The organism is Yimella sp. cx-51 (assembly GCF_017654605.1).
Taxonomy (GTDB): domain Bacteria; phylum Actinomycetota; class Actinomycetes; order Actinomycetales; family Dermatophilaceae; genus Yimella.
In genome coordinates this window covers 2,029,999-2,044,334 of sequence record NZ_CP072113.1, presented here as the reverse complement: position 1 = coordinate 2,044,334, position 14,336 = coordinate 2,029,999, and the positions used below count along the sequence as shown (strand labels likewise).

17 protein-coding genes are annotated in these 14,336 nt (G+C 67.0%); 8 read left to right on the top strand and 9 right to left on the bottom strand.

What is annotated here, in order from left to right:
* Window positions 1-143: 143 nt before the first annotated feature.
* From J5M86_RS15475 to J5M86_RS09725, 3 genes are all read left to right on the top strand, one after another.
* The gene (locus J5M86_RS15475; RefSeq protein WP_244328309.1) at window positions 144-551 is read left to right on the top strand and encodes a LysE family translocator; all 408 of its coding nucleotides are present in this window, start codon (window positions 144-146) and stop codon (window positions 549-551) included.
* 110 nt (window positions 552-661) lie between these two features.
* Window positions 662-2,308 (top strand): alkaline phosphatase D family protein, encoded by a 1,647-nt coding sequence (locus tag J5M86_RS09730; RefSeq protein WP_188060527.1) that lies wholly within the window; start codon window positions 662-664, stop codon window positions 2,306-2,308.
* A gap of 58 nt (window positions 2,309-2,366) precedes the next feature.
* Window positions 2,367-3,317 carry a methyltransferase domain-containing protein gene (locus tag J5M86_RS09725; RefSeq protein WP_188060528.1) on the top strand — a complete coding sequence of 317 codons (951 nt, stop codon included), beginning with the start codon at window positions 2,367-2,369 and terminating at the stop codon, window positions 3,315-3,317.
* Window positions 3,318-3,338: 21 nt separating this feature from the next.
* Here the strand turns inward: J5M86_RS09725 and J5M86_RS09720 are convergent, their stop codons facing one another.
* Window positions 3,339-3,617, bottom strand: a complete 279-nt coding sequence (locus tag J5M86_RS09720; RefSeq protein ID WP_188060529.1) for a DUF6457 domain-containing protein — start codon at window positions 3,615-3,617, stop codon at window positions 3,339-3,341.
* Window positions 3,610-4,203 carry a molybdenum cofactor guanylyltransferase gene (locus J5M86_RS09715; protein ID WP_188060530.1) on the bottom strand — a complete coding sequence of 198 codons (594 nt, stop codon included), beginning with the start codon at window positions 4,201-4,203 and terminating at the stop codon, window positions 3,610-3,612. The genes J5M86_RS09720 and J5M86_RS09715 overlap by 8 nt, the downstream gene beginning before the upstream one ends.
* Window positions 4,204-4,299: 96 nt before the next feature.
* Here J5M86_RS09715 and dapB point away from each other — a divergent pair, with 96 nt between their 5' ends.
* Both dapB and J5M86_RS09705 read left to right on the top strand, forming a co-directional pair.
* Window positions 4,300-5,046, top strand: a complete 747-nt coding sequence (gene dapB, locus J5M86_RS09710) for a 4-hydroxy-tetrahydrodipicolinate reductase (protein WP_188060531.1) — start codon at window positions 4,300-4,302, stop codon at window positions 5,044-5,046.
* A 111-nt stretch (window positions 5,047-5,157) separates the two neighbouring features.
* Window positions 5,158-5,784, top strand: coding sequence for a DedA family protein (locus J5M86_RS09705; RefSeq protein ID WP_188060532.1), 627 nt, complete (start codon window positions 5,158-5,160; stop codon window positions 5,782-5,784).
* Between the two features lie 19 nt (window positions 5,785-5,803).
* Here the strand turns inward: J5M86_RS09705 and J5M86_RS09700 are convergent, their stop codons facing one another.
* Genes J5M86_RS09700 through J5M86_RS09685 form a run of 4 tightly spaced genes read right to left on the bottom strand, consistent with a single transcriptional unit; the run spans window position 5,804 to window position 10,375 of the window.
* Complete coding sequence (locus tag J5M86_RS09700) at window positions 5,804-6,439, bottom strand: LUD domain-containing protein (RefSeq protein ID WP_188060533.1); 636 nt, start codon at window positions 6,437-6,439, stop codon at window positions 5,804-5,806.
* Window positions 6,436-7,920: a LutB/LldF family L-lactate oxidation iron-sulfur protein gene (locus tag J5M86_RS09695; RefSeq protein ID WP_208965006.1), complete on the bottom strand. Its 1,485-nt coding sequence runs from the start codon at window positions 7,918-7,920 to the stop codon at window positions 6,436-6,438. Before J5M86_RS09695 ends, J5M86_RS09700 begins: the two co-directional genes overlap by 4 nt.
* The gene (locus tag J5M86_RS09690; RefSeq protein WP_188060534.1) at window positions 7,917-8,657 is read right to left on the bottom strand and encodes a (Fe-S)-binding protein; all 741 of its coding nucleotides are present in this window, start codon (window positions 8,655-8,657) and stop codon (window positions 7,917-7,919) included. Before J5M86_RS09690 ends, J5M86_RS09695 begins: the two co-directional genes overlap by 4 nt.
* A complete protein-coding gene (locus J5M86_RS09685) occupies window positions 8,657-10,375 on the bottom strand; it encodes an L-lactate permease (protein ID WP_188060535.1) in 1,719 nt (572 codons plus the stop codon). Before J5M86_RS09685 ends, J5M86_RS09690 begins: the two co-directional genes overlap by 1 nt.
* An 88-nt stretch (window positions 10,376-10,463) precedes the next feature.
* Between J5M86_RS09685 and J5M86_RS09680 the strand changes: the two genes are divergently transcribed.
* Complete coding sequence (locus tag J5M86_RS09680; RefSeq protein ID WP_244328308.1) at window positions 10,464-11,195, top strand: FadR/GntR family transcriptional regulator; 732 nt, start codon at window positions 10,464-10,466, stop codon at window positions 11,193-11,195.
* Between the two features lie 24 nt (window positions 11,196-11,219).
* On the opposite strand, the gene J5M86_RS09675 is transcribed toward J5M86_RS09680, so the two are convergent.
* The 3 genes from J5M86_RS09675 to J5M86_RS09665 are packed head-to-tail and all read right to left on the bottom strand — an operon-like array spanning window position 11,220 to window position 12,881.
* Window positions 11,220-11,534, bottom strand: a complete 315-nt coding sequence (locus J5M86_RS09675; protein ID WP_188060537.1) for an AzlD domain-containing protein — start codon at window positions 11,532-11,534, stop codon at window positions 11,220-11,222.
* Window positions 11,531-12,340 carry an AzlC family ABC transporter permease gene (locus J5M86_RS09670; protein ID WP_188060538.1) on the bottom strand — a complete coding sequence of 270 codons (810 nt, stop codon included), beginning with the start codon at window positions 12,338-12,340 and terminating at the stop codon, window positions 11,531-11,533. The genes J5M86_RS09675 and J5M86_RS09670 overlap by 4 nt, the downstream gene beginning before the upstream one ends.
* Complete coding sequence (locus J5M86_RS09665) at window positions 12,324-12,881, bottom strand: GNAT family N-acetyltransferase (protein ID WP_188060539.1); 558 nt, start codon at window positions 12,879-12,881, stop codon at window positions 12,324-12,326. The genes J5M86_RS09670 and J5M86_RS09665 overlap by 17 nt, the downstream gene beginning before the upstream one ends.
* Before the next feature lie 117 nt (window positions 12,882-12,998).
* Here J5M86_RS09665 and paaA point away from each other — a divergent pair, with 117 nt between their 5' ends.
* On the top strand, window positions 12,999-14,039 hold the full coding sequence (gene paaA, locus J5M86_RS09660; RefSeq protein WP_188060540.1) for a 1,2-phenylacetyl-CoA epoxidase subunit PaaA: 1,041 nt from the start codon (window positions 12,999-13,001) through the stop codon (window positions 14,037-14,039).
* Complete coding sequence (gene paaB, locus J5M86_RS09655; RefSeq protein WP_188060541.1) at window positions 14,036-14,332, top strand: 1,2-phenylacetyl-CoA epoxidase subunit PaaB; 297 nt, start codon at window positions 14,036-14,038, stop codon at window positions 14,330-14,332. Before paaA ends, paaB begins: the two co-directional genes overlap by 4 nt.
* Window positions 14,333-14,336 lie beyond the last annotated feature (4 nt).

Genomic DNA, 14,336 nt, shown 5'->3' with positions numbered 1-14,336 from the left:
GGGCAGCTACCTGTCTTTTATCGCGTTCGCGCTGGTCATCGTCCTGGCGCCCGGCCCGGACACTTTGCTGACGCTGCGCAGTTCGATCGCGGGTGGACGCGGGGCAGGGCTGACCACGGCGCTCGGGGTGAGTCTCCGGCGCGGTGCAAGGAGTCCTGGCTGCGCTGGGACTCGGGGCGTTGATCATCAAGGCCGAACCGGTCTTCCAGACGATCAAATGGGCTGGTGTGGCCTACCTGGTCTACCTCGGCGTCACCGCGCTCCGGGCCGCTTGGCGTGCCAAGGACGAAGGCATCGACCTGAACGGCAAGAAGCGTCGTCCGTGGATGGCCTTCCAATCGGGTTTCATCTGCAACATCACGAACCCCAAGGTGCTGATGTTCAACGTTGCGGTGCTGCCGCAGTTCGTCGGATCGGGGGCCGGGCTGCCCGAACTGCACCTACGCCCTCACACTGACCGTGCTCGGCGGTCTCTACCTGCTCGGGCTCGTCATGATCGCCACCCGGGCTCGGAACGTGCTGTTGCGCAGGCGAGTTCGGCGTTCGACTGACCTGATCGGTGGCGCAGCGATGCTGGCCTTCGGAGCGAGTCTCGCGCTCGAAGGCTGATCAACAGCCGACGAAAGTCCGACCGGCGCCGTCCGGATGAGAGTGTGTGCGCATGGCTTCGATCGTTGTTGGCCCAGTGCTGCGCTATGTCGGTGAGACCACCGCGACCATCTTCGTTGAGACGGACGCTTTCTGTCGGGTGACCGTCAGGAGTGACGGACGCGAGTGGACCGCTGCCACGTTCAGCGCGCATGACCACCACTACGCCATCGTGCTTGCGGGCGGCCTCGAGCCGGCCAGCGTGCAGGACTACGAGGTCGACCTCGACGGAGAGTCGGTGTGGCCCGAGCCCGACAGCCCGTTCCCGCCCAGCAGGATCGCCACGCTCGACCCGTCCAAGGACGCTTCGTTCTTGTTCGGTTCGTGCCGCACCTCGGTGTCGCACGACAAGGAAGGCACCGACCTGCACGGCGTGGACGCCATGCGGGCCTACGCCCTGGAGATGGCGCGCAACCCCGATCACTGGCCCGACTTCGTGCTCTTCCTGGGTGACCAGTTGTACGCCGACGACACCTCGCCGCAGATGCGCGAATTCATCGAGCAGCGCCGCGGCCTGGAGGAACCGCCGGGGGAGGAGATCAAGGACTTCATCGAGTACGCCGAGCTGTACCGGTTGGCCTGGACCGACTCGGCCAACCGGTGGCTGCTGTCCACGCTGCCGAGCGCGATGATCTTCGACGACCACGACGTGCGGGACGACTGGAACACCTCGCACAGCTGGCACGAGGAGATGAACCGCACGCCGTGGTGGCACGAGCGGATCGTGGGAGCGCTCGGGTCGTACTGGATCTACCAGCACGCCGGCAACCTCGACCACGACACGCTGCGCGACGACAAGATCTGGAAGATCATTGCGGCGCACGACGATTCCTCCGAACTCGATCTGACGAGCGTGGTCGACGCCTTCGGTGAGGAGATCGACTCCGACCCCACCACCTACCGGTTCTCCTTCGTCCGTGACCTCGGCGAGTCACGCCTGATCGTCATCGACTCCCGGGCGGCCCGCGACCTGCGGCCCGATCACCGGGCCATGCTCGACGCCGACGAACTCGCCTGGCTCGACGACCAGATGCGGGGCGACACCCAACACCTGTTCATCGGCACGTCGCTGCCCTTCCTGCTGCCCACCGGCATCCACGACCTGGAGTCGATGAACGAGTCGATGGCCCAGGGCGACAAGCCGCTTACTGCCAAGATCGGCGAGAAGATTCGGCAAGCGGTCGACCTCGAGCACTGGGCCGCCTTCGAGAAGTCGTTCGCCGACGTCTCGGAGATGGTGATGCAGGTGGCTCGCGGGCAGCGTGGCGCGGCGCCAGCGACGATCACCTTCCTCTCCGGAGATGTGCACAACTCCTATGTCAACGAGGTCACCGTCACGCCCGAGCCCATCGAGTCGAAGATCGTGCAGGCGGTCTGCTCACCGATCCGAAACCCGCTGCCGCGTCACGTCCGCATGCTGCAAGGCACGCTGTCGGGTTGGATGGCCGACCCGATGCGCAAACTGATCAACCGTTTCCCGAAGGTGAAGAAGCCGAACTTCGACTGGACGACCACCCACGGGCCGTGGTTCGACAACAACCTTGCGCGGGTCGAGGTGCTCGGGCCGAGGTTGCTGCTCACCTGGGCCAAGGGTGACGTCGAGGGCGACAAGTACGACGACCCGAAGTTGGTACGCGTCGCGACTGTCCTCATCGACTGAGGAATCCGTCGCGCAACCGCATGGTGCCTCTCGGGCATCACTGGTTGAAGATGGAGCCATGGATCTCGTTGTCACCTGCGCCGTCGGGCTCGAAGACCTACTGCGTGGAGACCTCCAGCAGGAGGGTTTGAGCGCGACCGTCGATGGCCCAGGCGTACTCCGGCTGAGTGCGGTCGACGACCTCGACCCCGTTCGACGGACGCCGATGATCGATCGCGTCGCACTGGCCTGGTCGCCGGGAAATGACCTGACCGAAGCTGAAAACCTCTGTCGCGCAGCAGGATTCACCGGTGACATCGCCTTCCGGGTGGACGAGCGTGATCCGGGTGCACGCGGGCAACTGATCGACGCAGTCGTTGCGCAGACCGGCTGGGCCAACAGCACCGGCGACTGGCAGGTGAACCTCGATCCGGCGACGGGCCGGGCGGAGATCGGCCCGCTGGCCTGGGCCGCTCGTTTCGGCACGATGCAGCGTTTGCCTGCGACCACCCCACCCGCCGTGGCGGCCGGCGTGCTGCGGCTGGCGAAGCTCCAGCCGGGCATGAACCTCCTCGACCCTTGCGGCGGCGTCGGGACGATCCCGATCATCGATGCGCTGCAGCGCACCGGTGACGGCCTGGTGATCGACCTCAATGAGGAATCGATCTCGTTGGCGCACAGCAACATCCAGCAGTTCGGGGTGGGCGAGCAGGTGTTGGCGGAGGTCGGTGACGCCACCGATCTCGACCTGGCCTACGGGTCGGTCGATCGGATCGTCTCCGACGTCCCCTTCGGTAAGCGCATCGGGTCGAACCGTGACAACGACGCGCTCTACCCGGGGCTGGTGCGCGAGATCGGACGGGTCCTGGCGGCCGACGGACGCGCTGTGATCATCACCGACGACAAACGGCGTTTCGCCGATGCGGTCGCGCGCGACCGACGGCTGAAGGTCGTGAAGGAATCGGGCCTGCGCTACAACGGGGTGAGCCCGACGGCGTTCACTCTCAGTCGGGTCCGCACCCGGCGCTGATGCCGCGGATGGTGTTCTGGCTCAGGCTGATTCGGTAGGAAGCAGTGCGGTGACGCGCGCGGCGAGGTCGTGCTGGTCGGGTTTGGCGCCGGCAGCTGCCGCAGCACCGACCGCGATGCCGAGGGCGTAGGAGGTGACCGGCGCCATCGGTCGCACGAAGCGGTGGGCGACCTGCTTGGTCAGTTCCAGCACGAGGTCGACATCGAGCAGATCGCGGTCGAGCCCGAGGGCGTCGCACACCTGCACGAGGTAGTCCTCCTGTTCCTGGCGGGTGGGTTCGCCGGGCTGCTGATCATTCATCGGCTTCTCCTTCGGTGAAATATTCGTTCCAGTCCGACACGTGGTCCCAGGTGTCGACGTCCTGACTCACACGCCCCGGAGCGGTCACGGTGCGGACGTCGAGCGCTCCCAGCAGCGCACGTAACGGCTGATCGGTGGGATCACCGAGTGCGTCGGCGGCGCGATAGAGGGACGAGCTGCGGTAGATGCCGGCCACCCATTGCGTGCGTCCGTTGCCGTCCTTCAGGGTTGCGCCATCGCGTTCGAGGTCGGCCAGTAACAGCGGTACCGCTTCGCCGGCGAGCGGCAGATCGCAGCCGAGCACGACGGTCCAGGGGGAGGGTTCGTCGGCAAGCACCTGCAAGCCCGTGACGACAGCTGCGGTCGGGCCACCGAAGACGGGGTTCTCCCGCACCTGACGCACAGTCGGGGGGAGTTCACGCTGCGGGCCGACGACGGCGATCCGTCGGGCCTTCGACACCGCTTCGAGCACCCGGTCCAGCAGCGGGCCGTCACCGACGTCGAGGGTCGCCTTGTCGACCAGCCCGAGCCGGGAGCCGCGGCCACCCGCGAGCACGATGGCGTCGAACATCAGCGAGTCGGTCATCGAACCCTCTTCAGCAAAGAACAACAGGATTCGACAGTGTGGCAGAACACGTGCACCCTCGCCCGGTTGCTGGCGCGCTGCCCTAGGGTTGGGCGGGTGAATCAGCGCACCAGAGTTGCAGTGATCGGGGCCTCGGGCCGGATGGGTTCGCAGGCGGTGGGGGCGGTGCAGAACGCCTCGGACCTGGAGTTGGTCGGCACCTTCGATGTCGGCGACGACCTGGGCGACCTCGGCGGTGCAGAAGTGGCGATCGAACTCACCGTTCCCGCGGCCTCGCCGGCCAATATCGCCCATTGCATCGAGCGCGGCGTTCACGCGGTGGTGGGCACAACCGGCTGGGACGATCACAAACTCGCCACACTGCGCGAGCAGTTGGCGAAGCAGCCGGAGGTCGGAGTGCTCATCGCGCCCAACTTCGCGATCGGTGCGCTGCTGATGATGTCTTTCGCCCGCCAAGCGGCGCGTTTCTACGAATCGGTCGAAGTGGTCGAGACCCACCATCCGGCAAAGGTCGACGCGCCGTCGGGCACGGCCGCCCACACCGCGCGGATCATCGCCGAGGCCCGCGAGGAAGCTGGTTTGTCTGCAGTGCCCGACGCCACCGAACACGATCCGGACGGCGCTCGCGGCGCCATGATCGACGGCATCCCGGTGCATGCCCTGCGGTTGCGCGGACGGGTGGCCCACCAAGAGGTCGCGTTCGGCGCAGAAGGTGAAGCGCTGACCATCCGACACGACTCCTTCGACCGGATCAGCTTCATGCCCGGCGTGCTGACCGGGGTGCGGCAGGTCGCCTCCCATCCCGGCCTGACCGTTGGACTGGAGCATTACCTGGGCATCTGAGCACCTGAGCATCTGCGCCGGTTGGGAAAGCCCGGGCGGTGACGGACGGCGGTCACGCGCTGTTCACGTGGCTGACGCCTGGCGCGGTTACCTTCCGCGCATGGGAGCACGATGTTCGACGGCGTGATGACCCTGCTGGGCGAGCTCATGGGGTCGCCGTGGATCTACCTCATCATCGCCGGTATCTCGCTGGTCGACGCGGTCGTGCCGGTCTTTCCCAGTGAGGCGCCGCTCATCATGGCCGGTGTGTACGCCGGCTCCACCGGATCGCCGAATCTGTTGCTCATCATGGTGTGTGCAGGAGTTGGTGCGATGGCCGGTGATCACCTGGCCTACGGGCTGGGACGCGTCGGAGCCGGGCGCATTGAGCGAATACCGCCGGGCACCAGGCGGGGGAGGGCGATCGCCGGTGCCAAGAAGTTGCTCGACTCCCGAGGTGGGATGGCGCTGGTCGTCGGCCGCTTCATTCCCTGGGGTCGAATTGCCACCACGGTGACCTTCGGTGCAATGCGGTTCTCGCGCCCGCGATTCACCATGTTCGATGCGATCGGCGTCGCCGCCTGGGCATTGCACGGCACCCTCATGGGTTACATCGGTGGGCACGCCTTCGAGAAGGAACCCGCCAAGGGGCTGGCCTTCGGGCTCGGGCTGGCGGTCGCGGCGTCACTGCTCATCGAACTGGTGCGCTGGATCCTCGCCCGGCGAGGCGGCGGTCGCGCGACCACCGAGTCCGCGTGACCGCCGCCTGAAAGCGACGTCAGCGCACCAGGATGACCTCGAGGTTGCGGGGTCCGTGGACGCCCTCGACGCGGTTCAACTCGATGTCGGAGGTCGCGCTCGGGCCGCTGATCCAGGTGAGCGGCAGGCCCTTCTCGACCGATGGACGCAGCCGGCTCACACCTTCCGGCACGGAGGTCACCACCTGGTCGGCACGCACGATGCAGATGTGCACGTCCGGCACCAGGGAGAGCGCACGCCTGGCCTGCCCGCCGTCGTGGTCGAGCACGACGGTGCCCGTCTCGGCGATGGCGACGCGTGAAGTGGTGACCACGGCGTCGATGCCGTCGAGTTCCTGCGAGCTGAGCCCGTGGTCCTCGATCACCGTGAAGGCATCGGTCGGCCGGTCGGAGTCGTCCAGTGCCGGTGCCACCGTCACTGTGCGGCAGCCGTGGCGCTGCAGCACGGCGTCCACCGCGGGGCGCAGCTCAGGGCCGTTCACCTCGGTGACGACGGCCCGGTAGTCGCGCAGGTTCTCCACGAGCAACTCGAGCATGGCGCTCTCGTCGAGCACGGTGTCCGGTGGCGGCGGGGGCACCTCAGCGGGCGCCGACGAGCTTGCCCCGGCGGCGCGGATGCGCTCCAGGATCACGGCGCGTGCGTCGGTCTGGCTCATCGGCGTCCTCCATCAGTGCGGCTCCACCACTGGCGGAAGGTCTCCTTGGGTGGCACGGGCACGTCTCGTGCGCCGCTCCACGCGGACGCCGGCCCGGGAATGGCACCCAATGACGTGCGCTTGCCCAGCAGTTTCCCGCCGAGGGTCGCCGCCCGTTGTGCCTTCTGCAGTCGGCGATTGTCGGCGAACATCCAGGCCATCGCCTGCATGGCGCTCGACTCGGCGTTGCGCGTACCGCGGTGCTCGTCGACCACCTGCGTGCGCAGATGCACCAGCATCCGAGGGATGTCGATGCGCACCGGGCACACCTCGAAGCAGGCGCCGCACAAGCTTGATGCGTACGGCAGCGACTGGTCGATCGCGCTGCCGGTGCCGCGCAACTGCGGGGTGAGCACCGCACCGATCGGTCCGGGGTAGACCGAGCCGTAGGCGTGGCCACCGGCTCGTTCGTAGACCGGACAGACGTTCAGGCATGCCGAGCAGCGGATGCAGCGCAATCCTTGGCGGCCCACCTCGTCGGCCAGCACGTGCGTGCGTCCGTTGTCGACCAGCACGACGTGGACGTTCTGCGGTCCGTCGCCGGCAGCCGGCCCTGTCCACATGGTGGTGTAGGGGTTCATCCGCTCGCCGGTGCTGGAGCGCGGCAGCAATTGCATGAACGTGCCGAGGTCTTCCCAGGTGGGCAGCACCTTCTCGATACCGACCACGCTGATCAGCGTCTCGGGCAGGGTCAGGCACATCCGACCGTTGCCCTCCGACTCCAGCACCACCAGGGTGCCGGTGTCGGCGATCGCGAAGTTAGCGCCGGAGATCGCCACCTTGGCCCGCAGGAACTTCTCCCGCAGGTGCAACCGCGCGGCCTCGGCGAGTTGGCGAGGCTCGTCGGTCATGCCCTCGGGTGCGGGGCGGCCCACCGCAGCCATCTTGTTGCGGAAGATCTCGCGGATCTCCGCGCGGCCCCGGTGGATCGCCGGCACGAGGATGTGCGAAGGACGGTCGTCGCCGAGTTGGACGATGAGCTCGGCCAGGTCGGTCTCCCACGCGGCGATGCCGACCTCTTCGAGGGCTTCGTTGAGCTCAATCTCCTGGGTGGCCATCGACTTGACCTTGACCACTTCGTCAACGCCTTCGGCCTGCACCAGCCCGATGACGATCCGGTTGGCCTCCTCGGCGTCGCGCGCCCAGTGCACGGTCGCGCCGCTCTCCACCAGCTTGGCCTCGAGCTGCTCGAGGTAGGTGTCGAGATGAGCCAACACCTCGTCCTTGGTGTCGGCACCGTTGCGCCGCAACGCCTCCCAGTCATTCATCTCGCCGACGACGGCTGCCCGCTTCGCACGGATGGTGTGGGTGGCGTGTTGCAGATTGCGCCGCTGCTGGGTGTTGCCCAGGGCCTCCTTGGCCATCGTCGGGAACTTCGGCATGCCGATGAAGGTCGGCATGGTGTCCGCGAGCGGATTGGGATTACTACTCGTCGTGGTCATGACGCTTCCTGTTCGGTGGACGCAAGGATCTCCGCCAGGTGCATCGTGCGCACCCCGGCCCGCTGACGCTCCAACAGACCGCCGATCTGTGCCAGGCACGAGTTGTCGCCGGCCACGACCACCTCGGCCTCGGTCTCCCGGATGTGGCGCACCTTGTCGCTACCCATCGCGACCGACACGTCGGCGTTCTTCATCGCGAAGGTGCCGCCGAAGCCGCAGCACTCGGTGGCCGAGGGCAGGTCGACCAGGTCGATGCCCCGCACCTCGCGTAGCAGTTGCAGCGGCCGGTCGCCCACCTTCAACATGCGCAGCGAGTGGCAGGTCGGGTGATAGGTGACCCGGTGCGGGAAGTAGGCGCCGACGTCGGTGACGCCAAGGACGTCCACGATGAACTCAGAGAGTTCGTAGGTCTTGGGCGCGACCTTGGCCACGCCGTCGACCAGCGCGGTGTCTCCGCTGCGCTTGGCCAGGTCGCCGTACTGCTCGCGCACCGAGCCGGTGCACGAACCGCTGACCGAGACCACCGCGTCGTAGCCCTCAAAGACGTCCACGAAGGAGCGCGCGAGCGGGATGGCCTCATCGGCGTAGCCGGTGTTGGTGAACATCTGGCCGCAGCAGGTCTGCTCCGGCGGGAACTCCACCTCCACCCCGAGGCGCCGCAGCAGACGCACGGTCGCCTTGGGGGTTTCGGGCCACATCGTGTCGTTGAAGCAGGTGGCGAAGAGTGCGACGCGCATCAGGGCAGCATCCAGGACAGGACGGTGGCCTGCAGACCGACGAGCACGCACATCAGTGCCAGCAGACCGAGCGACCAGAGCACGACCTTGCGGAAGATCTCCGATTCCTTGCCGAGCAGGCCGACCGAGGTGGCCGCGATGGTGAGGTTCTGCGGGCTGATCATCTTGCCGACGACACCACCGGAGGAGTTGGCCGCCACGAGCAGGGTCGGGTCGATGCCGGCCTTCTGCGCAGCGGTCTGCTGCAGCGTTGCGAACAGCGCGTTGGCGCTGGTGTCGGAGCCGGTCACCGCGGTGCCGAGCCAGCCCAGGATCGGGGAGAGGAAGGCGAAGGCGGTGCCGGTGCCGGCGATCCAGGTGCCGATGGTGATCGTCTGACCCGACAGGTTCATCACGTAGGCCAGCGCCAGCACGGAGGCGACGGTGAGGAAGGCGAAGCGCAGCTTGACCGCGCTGTCGGCGAACTCCTTGGCCCACTTGGCCAGCGACACCTTGTAGACCAGCGCGACGATCAGCGAGCAGATCAGCAGCAGCGTGCCGGGGGAGGAGAGCCACTGGAAGTTGTAGATGGTGGTCTTGGAGACCACGCCCTTGGCGTTGACGATCTCGCCGTGCAGGCCGGGCCATTCGATCGGACGGTCGGTGCCGACCAGGAACTTCTTGATGGGTTCGATGAGCTTGGCCGAGGCGAAGACGACGATCACCAGCAGGTAGGGGAACAACGCCATGAAGATACGTCCGGGCGTGAGCGACTTCGCGTGGGCGCTGAGGTCTTCCTTGGCCTCTTCGGGGGAGTCGGAGCCAGCGTCGCCGCCTTCACCGCTGCCGCCGGTGCCGACCATCGCCAGTTCGCGCTTGCGGGCGACGGCGAGGTCCGCCAGGGCTTCGTCGCGGCCCTGCGGCTGCCAGAAGCGGAGCATGATCACGGCTGCTGCGAGGGCGACGAGCGCGCCGATCACGTCGGTCAGTTCGACCGAGATCCAGGTGGCCGAGACCCACTGGGCGACACCGAAGGCGATGCCGACGACGATCGCGATCGGCCAGGTCTGCTTCATGCCGCGCTTGCCGTCCACCAGCGCCACGAGCATCAGCGGGACGAAGAGAGCGAGGATCGGGGTCTGGTGACCGACGTAGGCACCGATCTCGTTGTAGTCGATCTTGGTGAGGGTGCCTGCGGTGATGATCGGCGTACCGACCGCGCCGAAGGCGACCGGTGCGGTGTTGGCCAGCAGTGCGACGGCGGCGGCCTTCAGCGGGGAGAAGCCGATCGCCATCAGCATGACGCCGGTGATCGCGACAGGTGCGCCGAAACCGGCCAGGGCTTCGAGCATGGCGCCGAAGCAGAAGGCGATGATGATCGCCTGGATGCGTGGGTCGTCCGAGATCAGGTGGAAGGTTGCGCGCAGGTCGTCGAAGCGGCCGCTCACCACTGTGACCTGGTAGAGCACGATCGCGCAGAAGACGATCCACATGATCGGGAAGATGCCGAAGACGGCGCCTTCGCTCGCGGAGAGGAAGGCGAGCTTTGCGGGCATGTCGAAGGCGAGGATCGCCACCAGGATCGACACTACCAAAGCGGTCAGGCCGGCCCAGTGCGCTTTCCAGCGCAGCCCGCCCAGGGTGATGAAAACGGTCAGCAACGGCAGCATGCCGACCAGGGCGGACAGCCAGAGACTGTCGGCCACCGGGGCGAGCGGCGGGGTGTAGGTGGTCGTCATGACTGCCTTCCGAGCTAATGGTCCTACCAATGGTGTGATGCACACCATAGCGGCTCGTGATAGATACGCAAGCACTTACGCTGCATACGTGATCGAAGAAGTCGAGCGCCCGGTCGGCGCCAAGGCCTGGGAGATCGTCGTCGCGTGGATCGAGGAGCGAATCCTCGACGGACGTCTGGTGCGCGGGTCGACGCTGCCGGCCGAGCGCGAGTTCGCCGCTCAACTGGGCGTGAGCCGGGCCGCGGTGCGCGAGGCCGTGCGCACCCTGCAGGCCAACGGAGTGCTTCGCTCCAGCGTGGGTGCGGGTGCTGCCGGCGGCACGATGGTCATGGGGCAGCCCCATGTCGCCCTCACCCGAATGCTGCGTATGCACGTGGCCCTGGCCAACTTCCCGGCGCGCGATGTCACCCAGGTGCGCGTCGTGCTGGAGCGGTTGTCCAGCTCGCTGGCGAGTGTGCACGCCGATCACGAGGCACGCGGACGGATGCGCGATGCCCTCGAGGCGATGGACGACGACGCCCTCAGTCGCGCGGAGTTCAACCGCTACGACACCGACTTCCATGTCGCGATCGCCCGCGGCGCCGGCAACACGCTGGCCGCCGATCTCACTGTCGCCATCCGCGAATCGATGCGACAGCCGATCATGTGGGGCTTCGACGAGGCCGATGGTGAGCAGTGGGCGGCGCTGCGTGGCCAGTTGCGCTCGCAGCACCACGCGATCATGGCGGCCATCGACGCCAAGTCGGCGGACGAAGCGGCCGACCTGGTCGAACAGCACATCTGGTCGGCGTACGAGGCAATGCCCAGGTTGCACCTCTGAGCTCGCGCCGGCAGGGGTGGTTGTTCAGCCGATCCCGAACGCTCTCAGGATCGCCGCGCTCGCCCCGGCCAGCACGATGACCAGCAGGAACGGCGCTCGCAGGCACAAGGCGATGGTCGCCACCAGCAATCCGGCTGCCCGCGCGTCCAGCACCACCGAGCCATTGGAACCGCCGAAGGTCTGCACGGCCACCAGCGCTGCCAGCAAGGCGATCGGCAGGTACTTCATGACACGGCTGACCAGCGGGCCGTCCAGCCATTCGTGCGGGATGAGATAGCCGAGCAGCTTCGTGGCCAGCGACAACGCGCCGGCCAGGATCACCGTGGTCCAGAGGCTCACGAGGCACCGCCCTGGTGTCGGCGCTCGCGCCACTCGCGGCGCGTGAGCAATGACCCGTCGTCAGCGAAGGGCGAGTGATCCAACTGCGGATGGGGGAGATCCTCGTCGATGATCGCTTCGCCGTCGTCGCCCTCCGAGGCGTCAGGGAGCGCACCGGCCACCACAGCCGCCAACGCGGCAATGAGGATCGGCGTGCCGGCCGGGGCGTGGGGCGACACGAGGAGCGCGATGCTCGCAGCGGCGACTGCGGTGATGCGGGTGCGGGTATTCGTCAATCGTGGCCAGAGCAGTGCGATGAATGCACCGGAGGCGGCGGCGTCGAGACCCCATTTCTTCGGATCGCCGAGGGCGTTGCCCAGCACGGCGCCGACGAAGGTCATGAGATTCCAGAAGAGAAAAACCGACAGCCCGGTCCACCAGAACCCGACCTTGGTGCGCTCGCGATCGGGCTGGGCGATCGCAACCGCGGTCGACTCGTCGATGGTCAGGTGGGCGGCGAGCACCTTGCGTGGTCCGGTCGCATCCAGCAGCCGTGAGACCTGCAGCCCGTAGAAGGCATTGCGAAGGCCGAGCAGGGTGCTGGTGGTCACGGCGGCAAGGCCCGTACCGCCGGACGCGATCACGCCGACGACCGCGAACTGCGAACCACCGCTGAACAGCAACAGCGATAGCACCATCGCCTGCGGAATGTTGAGGCCGGCCGCCACCGCCAGAGCGCCGAAGCTGGTGCCGTACAGGCCGGTTGCAATACCTACCCAAAGTCCCTGTCTGGCAACAGGTTTCGTTTGCTCAGTGAGCGTGGTCATGCGGTTGTTCGTCGGGGCCGGTGTCGCCGACGCCGGTGTGTAGTTCGATCTCACGCAGGGTGTCACCATCTGAATTGATGACGCGGTCGACAAAGTTGCCGGAGAGTGCAAAACCGGCTTCGGCCAGGAAGCGCACCAGGGGAGTGTCGCGCTCAGGCACGCGCACGCGGACGTGATCGATGTCGTTCACCGCGAGGGTGTCGATGGCGGCGTTGAGCAGTCGCGAGCCATGGCCGCGTCCGCGTCGCTCGGGCAGGACGCCGCCGGCGAGGATCTCGCCACTGCCGCTGCTTTCGGCGGGGCCGATGGCGACAAATCCGACCGTGTCGTCGAGTTCAGTGGCGACCAGGAGGCGGTGCAGCGGCGAGGGCGGTTGGGCCAGCGATTCGCGCCAGGCCGCTTCGAAGTTGCTCGGTTCGAACGAGGCAAGAGTTGCTGGGTCCACGACATCGGCGAGGGCCGCGCGCCACACCGCAGCCTGCACTTCGCCGACCGCGGAAAGATCGTCCGCTCGGGCCGTCCGCACACTTGCATCACTCATTCGGCTGATTCTCGCAGCCGCAACGAGCCGGGGTGTGGCCGGTCCGCGGCGCGAACCTCGCTGTGACGCGCAGCTGCAATATTGCAATTTCGTGTAATACGGGTCACACTGGCGAACATGTACGGCAACGATTTCGGTGAGCCCGACGAAGCCCTCAACGCCGCCGAGGGCGGGGCGCTGGACGACGTGATCGACAGCGCGACCACCAGGGGACAGGGCGGTGACTTCGACGACCTCATCGAGGCCGACCTGCGTATCGAACCGCGCGATGCGATGCCCGACGCCTATCGCCAGACCCTCATCCGGCAGATCGCGCAGCACGCGCACTCCGAGATCATCGGTATGCAGCCCGAGGGCAACTGGATCACCCGCGCGCCGTCGTTGCGCCGCAAGGCGATTCTCATCGCCAAGGTGCAGGACGAAGCGGGGCACGGGCTCTACCTCTACTCCGCTGCGGAGACGCTCGGTGTCGACCGCAGCGAACTGCTCGACAAGCTGCACTCGGGCAAGCAGAAGTACTCCTCGATCTTCAACTACCCGACGCTCACCTGGGCCGACGTGGGCGCGATCGGCTGGCTGGTCGACGGCGCCGCGATCATGAACCAGGTGCCGCTGTGCCGCTGCTCCTACGGGCCGTACGCGCGGGCGATGATCCGCGTCTGCAAGGAGGAGTCGTTCCACCAGCGTCAAGGTTTCGAGTCGCTGTACACGATGTCGCAGGGCACCGAGCGGCAGAAAGCGATGGTGCAGGACGCCGCGAACCGTTGGTGGTGGCCGGCGCTGATGATGTTCGGTCCGCCCGACACCGGTGAGCACGCAGGGGACGGCCGCACGGCGCAGTCGATGGCGTGGGGCATCAAGCGCTTCGCCAATGACGAACTGCGCCAGAAGTTCGTCGACATGACCGTCCCGCAGGCGCAGAAGCTCGGCATCGAGCTGCCCGACCCCGACCTGAAGTGGAACGAGGAGCGCGGCCACTTCGACTTCGGTGCGATCGACTGGACTGAGTTCTGGCGGGTGCTCAAGGGCGATGGTCCGTGCAATGAACAACGCATGGATCACCGCGTCCGGGCACACGAGGACGGCGTCTGGGTGCGCGAGGCAGCAACGGCCTACGCCGACAAGCAGGAACAGCGACAGCAGGGAGCAGTGGCGTGAGCAGCACCGACCGGCGGGAATGGCCGCTGTACGAGGTTTTCGTCCGCAGCAAACGCGGGCTCTCGCATGTGCACGCGGGCTCGTTGCACGCACCGGACGCGCAGATGGCCCTGCGCAATGCACGCGATCTCTACACCCGTCGGCAGGAGGGCGTCTCGGTGTGGGTGGTGGCCGCCGCTGACATCACCGCCAACAGCCCGGACGAGCGCGACAGCTTCTTCGACCCGGCGGGCGACAAGGTCTACCGGCACCCGACCTTCTACGACGTGCCGAAGGATGTCGAGTATCTGTGAGTGG